Here is a 2,000-nt window from a genome sequence, read left to right as displayed (position 1 = left end):
AATAAAGATGAACGAAATCATAATCGGGATGAAAGAAATTATAGAAGGGATGCAAAAGGCGGGAACCAAAAGAGGAGACATAATTAACCTTTTTTGAAACATAGAAAAGGAGGAGAGTGTTGAATGAAAGTTCTCGTAATCTGGCGTCTTTTAACTGTCGGCGGAGTAAATGCCGGCTGGCGGAATCGCTCGATTTATTTTAAAAAACAAGGAATCGAGACAGAATTTCTTTATACTACGGACCATGGCGGGCTTCATATTATGCAGGATATCGCCAAGGTGTATCTAACAAAGGATGAAAAAGAGATTATTAAGATTATTAAGAAAAATGGCTATGACGCTATTATTGTAGTCGATACTAGTGCGGCTTATAAATGGATAAGAAAGGCGAAATACAAGGGTCCTGTCATTATTGAAGCCCGAACTCCGGAACTTATTAAACTGACTCCACATCTAAAATCATTTAAAGGGATCCAGCCCAATTTAATTGTCGTACCTTCCCATTATCAAAAACGGTTAGTCTCTATTCTTACGGACGAAATTCCTATTCACGTCATATACAATGGAGTCGACACATCGTTTTTTCGGGCGCTTGCTCCAGAAGAAACCGATTATAAGTCCGACCCCATCCTTCCTGATCATAAAAAAATTATCGGATGGATTGGCAGGTTAGACAAGCGTAAGAATTGGCCGATGCTGATTGAAATAGCGAAAAAAATGAAAAAGGAGCGCAGCGATTTTGAAATTTGGGTAATCGGTGGAGCTCAAAGTGTTCAACGTGAAGAGTTCAAGGCAAAGTGGGAAGAAGAGCAGCTTCCTGACATCGTCAAATGGTTTCCGGTCATCCCTTATCAGCAAATGCCGCATGTGTATGCAAAAATCAGGCAATCAGGCGGCTGCACCCTTGCGACAACCAAAACAGAATCATTTGGAAATACCTTTATCGAATCCATGATTTGCGGGGTACCCGTTGTAGCTTCAAAAATGATGCCAGTTACCGAACTGGTTGTAGATGGTGTGACGGGCCGGCTTTTTCGTGGACAAAATGTCGATGATGCGGTCACGCAGATATACAGTATCCTTGATAATCCGGTGAAATATAAGGAAATGTCTGAGGCAGCTATTAAGCGGGTTGAGCAGAGTTTTGCTATTGAAAAAGTGGCCGATGACTATATCCAATTATTAAAAAATCTTAGCAAAAAATCGGAGGTGGTGGAAGGGTGATCACACCGGTTAACTACGTGAAAAAACTCGATGGAAAATCAAATGCGCATCTAATCGCATTTAATGATGGAAAGGAATATGTGGTAAAGTTTTTTCAACCCGGTATGGAAAAAACACTTCCGAATGAATGGATAGGCTATTGCCTCGCTCGTTATTTAGGACTTCCTATTCCATTTGCTCGGATAGTAGATATACCTCCTGAATTCCTAGCAAATGAACCCCAATTGGCTGATGAACTCTTCTCTACCCAGTATCAGTTCGCTTCGTTATATATAAAAGATTGTAAAAACGGACATCAGGTTGAAGATGATTTTAGAATTAAGAATCATCAACCTCTAGCAGGTATCATTTTACTAGACTATTGGCTTTACAATCAGGACCGGACGCGGAAAAACATTTTATTGAATGAAGCAGGAAAGGATACTTTTCAGTTGTGGATAATTGATCATGCAGAGATATTTGGATCAAATAGTTGGCTCCATACGGATTTAGAGGTTTTGCCGGAAGAGGTGCTGAAAAGTGCAACACACTGGATATTGGCGAAAAATATTAAAGATGAAGAATGCTTTAGGGAATATTTTGATCTTATCGAAACCATGCCGATTTATTTAATAGAGGAAATAGTTTCTGTTATCCCGGACGAATGGATGGTTTCAGCAGCGGAGAAGAAAGCTATTGTCACAACATTGGTAACTAGACGCAGAAAAATCCTGCCTCAGTTAATGGAAAAATTTAAAAAAAAGGTCTTTCGTCCAAAAAATATAAAATAGTAATTA

At 39.4% G+C, this 2,000-nt stretch carries 2 protein-coding genes; both read left to right on the top strand.

Features of this window, described 5'->3' with window-relative positions:
• The first annotated feature begins 123 nt into the window (after positions 1–123).
• Positions 124–1,224: a glycosyltransferase family 4 protein gene (locus V7266_RS20275; RefSeq protein WP_335470398.1), complete on the top strand. Its 1,101-nt coding sequence runs from the start codon at positions 124–126 to the stop codon at positions 1,222–1,224.
• The gene (locus V7266_RS20270) at positions 1,221–1,994 is read left to right on the top strand and encodes a HipA family kinase (protein ID WP_335470397.1); all 774 of its coding nucleotides are present in this window, start codon (positions 1,221–1,223) and stop codon (positions 1,992–1,994) included. The genes V7266_RS20275 and V7266_RS20270 overlap by 4 nt, the downstream gene beginning before the upstream one ends.
• Positions 1,995–2,000 lie beyond the last annotated feature (6 nt).

The organism is Neobacillus drentensis (assembly GCF_036965645.1).
Taxonomy (GTDB): Bacteria; Bacillota; Bacilli; order Bacillales; family Cytobacillaceae; genus Neobacillus; species Neobacillus drentensis_D.
Note: the sequence above shows the minus strand (reverse complement) of the source record. Positions and strands in the feature narration are given on the sequence as shown.

Bases quoted from the DNA above. Each gene is read 5' to 3' on its own strand.
- V7266_RS20275 (WP_335470398.1), top strand. From the start codon at position 124: ATGAAAGTTCTCGTAATCTGGCGTCTTTTAACTGTCGGCGGAGTAAAT.